General features: G+C 31.1%; 5 protein-coding genes and 1 pseudogene. 2 read left to right on the top strand and 4 right to left on the bottom strand.

What is annotated here, in order from left to right:
* Positions 1–130 precede the first annotated feature (130 nt).
* The 3 genes from FTU19_RS15860 to FTU19_RS15850 all read right to left on the bottom strand — a co-directional run bounded on the left by FTU19_RS15860 (position 131) and on the right by FTU19_RS15850 (position 2,603).
* Complete coding sequence (locus tag FTU19_RS15860; RefSeq protein WP_169538918.1) at positions 131–1,165, bottom strand: tRNA-dihydrouridine synthase; 1,035 nt, start codon at positions 1,163–1,165, stop codon at positions 131–133.
* A 91-nt stretch (positions 1,166–1,256) separates the two neighbouring features.
* A complete protein-coding gene (locus tag FTU19_RS15855) occupies positions 1,257–1,787 on the bottom strand; it encodes an NAD(P)H-dependent oxidoreductase (protein ID WP_218944953.1) in 531 nt (176 codons plus the stop codon).
* A gap of 165 nt (positions 1,788–1,952) precedes the next feature.
* Positions 1,953–2,603, bottom strand: coding sequence for a DUF234 domain-containing protein (locus tag FTU19_RS15850; RefSeq protein WP_218944954.1), 651 nt, complete (start codon positions 2,601–2,603; stop codon positions 1,953–1,955).
* Positions 2,604–2,758: 155 nt separating this feature from the next.
* Between FTU19_RS15850 and FTU19_RS15845 the strand changes: the two are divergent.
* Together FTU19_RS15845 and estT are read left to right on the top strand one after the other, a co-directional pair.
* A pseudogene (locus FTU19_RS15845) lies at positions 2,759–3,055 on the top strand (FAD-dependent oxidoreductase); the annotation flags it as partial.
* 17 nt (positions 3,056–3,072) lie between these two features.
* Positions 3,073–3,933 (top strand): macrolide hydrolase EstT, encoded by an 861-nt coding sequence (gene estT, locus FTU19_RS15840; protein ID WP_077782102.1) that lies wholly within the window; start codon positions 3,073–3,075, stop codon positions 3,931–3,933.
* A 498-nt stretch (positions 3,934–4,431) separates the two neighbouring features.
* On the opposite strand, the gene FTU19_RS15835 is transcribed toward estT, so the two are convergent.
* Complete coding sequence (locus FTU19_RS15835) at positions 4,432–4,602, bottom strand: nitroreductase family protein (RefSeq protein ID WP_218944955.1); 171 nt, start codon at positions 4,600–4,602, stop codon at positions 4,432–4,434.
* Positions 4,603–4,760: the final 158 nt, after the last annotated feature.

The following is a 4,760-nucleotide window of genomic DNA, read 5'->3' as shown; positions in this document are numbered from 1 at the left end:
TGTTCCATTTTAGAGATTTGTTTAAGATAAGATATAACTCATTGAGATGTGTCATAGTATTCGTCGTTAGAAAACAATTATTGTGACATTATTTCAATGAGTTATCTATTTTTGTCGTGTACAGAGAATATTATTTTAAAAATGCTCTTGCATAAGAGCTATTAATTTTCTCTTTTTCGTTTAGTTCATTTGCAGCATAAAATACAAGATTTGGATTTTTAAGCAACTCTCTTCCATATGCAACAAAATCACAAAAACTATTTTCAAGAAGATATTCACCCTCTTTTGCTGTTGTTATTAAACCAACAGCAATAACAGGAATATCTACACTTTTTTTAATCTCTTTTGCCCAATTAGCTTGATAAAATGGTTCAATTTTTGGTATCTTATCTGGATTTTCTATATTTCCACCACTTGAAACATGAATACAATCAACTCCAACTTTTTCTAACTCTTTACATAAATAAATAGAGTCTTCTATATTCCATCCATTTTGCATCCATTCATCAGCACTAATTCTAACAATAAGGGGTAATTTTACCCTATTTTTTATCTCTTTTGCAGTTTCAATTACTAATCTACACCTATTTTCTAAACTTCCACCATAAATATCATCTCTTTTATTTGTTAAAGGTGATAAAAATTCACACAACAAATATCCATGAGCAGCGTGAAGTTCTACTGAATCATAATTTGCTTTTTCGGCTCTAATTGCAGCATTTACAAACAACTCTTTTATTTTTGTTATCTCTTCAAGACTTAACGCTTTTGGAACTTTATATGGTGATTTTTGACTAAAAGCAATTGAGCTTGGAGCTACACAAATATCATCAACAACTTCAGATTTTCTTCCTGCATGAGCTAATTGTATAGAACTTTTTGCTCCAAATAAGTGTAACTTCTCATTCATTTTTTTATGATTTTCAATTAAAGAATCATCCCAAAGTCCTAATTCAAAAGATGAAACTCTTCCTTTTGGCTCAACTGATGCTGGTTCAACAATAATTAAACCAACATCAGCCATTGCTCTTGAAGTATAGTGAAACATATGGAAATCTTTTAATTCTCCACTATTATCACTTTTATACATACACATAGGTGGCATTACAACTCTATTTTTTAGTTCCAAATCACCTATTTTACCTTTGTTTAATAATAAACTCATTATAGCTCCTTAAATTAAATATATCAAATTATATATACACTAAACTTAAAATTCTCTCTTAAAGTATCTTCAAATTTAGCTAACTCTTTATTTAAATCCAAATCTCCTTTAAAAATATCATGCATAGAGTAAGTTTTAAAGGTTCTAATCCAACAAATTGAAAAGTTTTATGAGTAGCAACATTTGCTTCATCTAGTGATAATCCATCAAAAAAACCATCAGGATTGTTAAACTCACTTTTTGGACAATTATATGTCAAGCTTAGCATATATTTTTTGCCTTTTAGTAATCCACCACTTCCATAAGTTTTGCTATCATCGTTTTTGCTTCTTCCGTCGTTTGCATAGTGTCTTCCTTGAGTAAAAGTCTCATCGAAATATTTTTTTGTAATCCAAGGAACACCCATCCAATAAACAGGATATTGAAACAACACATAATCAGCCCACTCAAACTTCTCACACTCCTCTTTTATATCGTAACCCTTATCTATATTTGTATATTTTATAAGAAAGTTATTTTCTTTGAAAAATTGTGTCGCTTTTTCTAAAATCTTTTCAGTTAATTCACCTTTTGCAACATTTTCATAATATTGGTGTCCATTTAAAATTAAAACTTTTTTCATTTTGTACTCCTTTTAAATTATTCAACAATTATATATAATCAAACTTAACTTTTATATCGATTAAGGCTTTATACAAAGTTTGCAAAAACCACTTGCAACAACTTGAAATTAGAGTAATTACCCTAGCAACCACTCTAGCACCAGCTATTATCTGTTTTTCTAATTTTAAATATCTTTTATCGATAAAAGCCTATACTCTATCTCATAATCTTTATACTCTTGAATTAATTTTTGAGATTTCAAAACTAAAGCCTGATAGTTTATCCGTTTTTCATTTAGTTTTACTTCACAAATTAGAAGTTTCTTATCAATATCATCGATAGCAACTATATCTATCTCATTTTGATTATTTCTCTCCCAATATGAGCCAATAGAAGTGAAAGTTTGTTTCTCTTTTAAGAGTTCCACAAAAAGTTTTTCAAGGAATTTTCCTTGAAAAGTTGAGATATCTCTATAGATAATCTCTTTTAATCTATCGAAATTTTCAGCTTCGATTAGTGATTGGTATTTAAAAATAAATCTAAACCAAAAGGATAAAAAATTATCAACTATCTCATATTTTTGTACTTTTGAGTTTGGTTTAGCATTTATTGGTTTAATTGATTTTATGATGTTATAGTCATTTTCAAGTCGTGATAAATGTCCTGAAATATTTCTTTCCAAAATTGATTCTATTTCACTTCTTGATGTTTTTGAATCAGAGATTAAAGCTAAAATAGAAAAATATGTTCCATACTCTTTTCCAAACTCTTCAATAAGTCTATTTTTTCCCTCTTCCAAAAATATTGAGTTTGGATCAATAATTGTATCTATCATAGATTTTAAATCAAAACTACTGTTTAAGATAAATAGTTCTATATATTTTGCAACTCCACCACTTAGCAAATAAAAATCAAGTAAATTTTTATTTGAATAAGAGTTGTAATCTTTTAAAATCTCCTTTAATACACTTACTTTCAAAGGTTTTAAATCTATTTCCCTTAGATAAGTCTTGGAAAAGTAAGCGTCCATTACCCATAACGATGATTGGAGATGCTGCTCATTTGATGCCTCCTTTTGCAGGACAAGGCGTAAACAGTGGGTTGATGGATGCCTTGATATTGTCGGATAATCTGACCAATGGGAAATTTAACAGCATTGAAGAGGCTATTGAAAATTATGAACAGCAAATGTTTGCTTATGGAAGAGAAGCACAGGCAGAATCAATAATAAACGAAACGGAAATGTTCAGCCTCGACTTTTCGTTCCAAAAACTAATGAATCTATAAAACAGAAAGGCGAGGAAATGAAAGAGAAAATAGTTAAAAAAAACGGAATAAGACTTTTTACCGAAAGTTTTGGATGTGAAAAAGATCCGGCAATACTCTTGATTGCGGGAGCAACGGTATCCATGTTGTATTGGGATGCTGAATTTTGCCAGAAACTATCTGAAAAGGGATTTTTTGTTATTCGCTACGACAATAGGGACGTAGGAAAATCTACTAATTACGAACCGGGTTCAACCCCCTATGATATTGTTGACTTAACCCATGATGCTATTTCAATTTTGGACGGCTATAAAATAGTCAAAGCCAATTTTGTGGGAATTTCACTGGGCGGACTGATTTCTCAAATAGCATCAATAAAATATGCCGACAGGGTAAGTTCAATAACACTAATCTCATCAGGTCCTTGGGGCGACTCAGACCCCACAATTCCTGAAATGGATACGCGTATTTTAGATTTTCACGGAAAAGCTGAAACCGTAGATTGGACAAATGAAGACAGTGTGGCAAATTATTTAATTCAAGGTGCTGAATTGATGAGCGGCAGGAAACAATTTGACAAACAAAGAAGTGAAAAACTGATTAGAGCCGAATTTAAAAGAGCTAATAACTATATAAGTATGTTCAATCATGCGGCACTGCAAGGTGGTGAAGAATACTGGAACAGATTGAGCGAAATCAATCAGCCAACCTTAATTGTACACGGAACGGACGATAAAATATGGCATTTTAAGAATTCAGCAGTTTTACTTGAAAAGATAAACGGCTCAAAACTAATAACGCTTGATGGAACCGGACACGAACTACATTTCGAAGATTGGAATAAAATTATTGATGGAATAACGCAACATACAACAAATAACAAAAGAATGAACAAATAGGGTATTATGTATTTCCAAATCAACGGTTTAGAGATTGAAGCTAATATCAATGTGTTCTTTGAATAACATCTTTTGGTGTTTTTTAATAATCATACTACGCAATTTTCTTTTATAAAAGGAAATATTGTAAACTAAATACGAAATGGTATCTTCATTAAATCATATTATCTCAGAGGTACAGCGAAAAGAAAATGCCATTTCGCTGTCTGCACCTAATATAATTGATGAAGCGCACCAAATGACGATATACCTAAAAGAGTACTTATGGTCAATAAGAGAGGATATTATAAAGCAGGGTTTTAAAAACCATTGGGAGGAAATCAACTTCTTTCGCAACATTAAGCCATACATTCTTAAATAAGACCGTCCCGTAAATTTCAGCCGAATCCGACAAAAAGGCGTGAAGATTTCCTTTAAATAGAGAGACCGAAGGTCATCCTTTTCCTAAAAAAGGGGGGGGCCATGGTTCCAAGATGTAAAATCGAGGGCTAATTCAGGCTATACTTTTGTAATTACCAAAAACTTCCATGGCTCTTGCCCAAAAGAGCTAGGAGATTTTCTCCCTGCTTCTAAAATATAGTTTAAATCTTCATCTTTTATCTTTTTTGTCTCATCAAATATTTTACAAGCATGTCTAAAATCCATTGCTTCCATAAAAGTTTTTTCCATAAATTTATCCTTATTTTTTATTAATATTATTCTCTGTACACGACAAATTTCACAGAACCCTTATCCTATCAGGATTCTGCTTTCTTAAAATTGCCAAAATTTCCTTAAACTCTTCTTTTTTCCCAAAACCAATTAAACGCTGAATCGCCATTTGAACA

The organism is Acinetobacter sp. YH12072, assembly GCF_013419565.1.
Lineage (GTDB): Bacteria > Pseudomonadota > Gammaproteobacteria > Pseudomonadales > Moraxellaceae > Acinetobacter.
The sequence above is the reverse complement of the archived record's forward strand: the minus strand, read 5'-3'. Positions and strand labels throughout refer to the sequence as shown.

Bases quoted from the DNA above. Each gene is read 5' to 3' on its own strand.
- FTU19_RS15855 (WP_218944953.1), bottom strand. From the start codon at position 1,787: ATGAAAAAAGTTTTAATTTTAAATGGACACCAATATTATGAAAATGTT.
- FTU19_RS15850 (WP_218944954.1), bottom strand. From the start codon at position 2,603: ATGATAGATACAATTATTGATCCAAACTCAATATTTTTGGAAGAGGGA.
- FTU19_RS15835 (WP_218944955.1), bottom strand. From the start codon at position 4,602: ATGGAAAAAACTTTTATGGAAGCAATGGATTTTAGACATGCTTGTAAA.
- estT (WP_077782102.1), top strand. From the start codon at position 3,073: ATGAAAGAGAAAATAGTTAAAAAAAACGGAATAAGACTTTTTACCGAA.
- FTU19_RS15860 (WP_169538918.1), bottom strand. From the start codon at position 1,165: ATGAGTTTATTATTAAACAAAGGTAAAATAGGTGATTTGGAACTAAAA.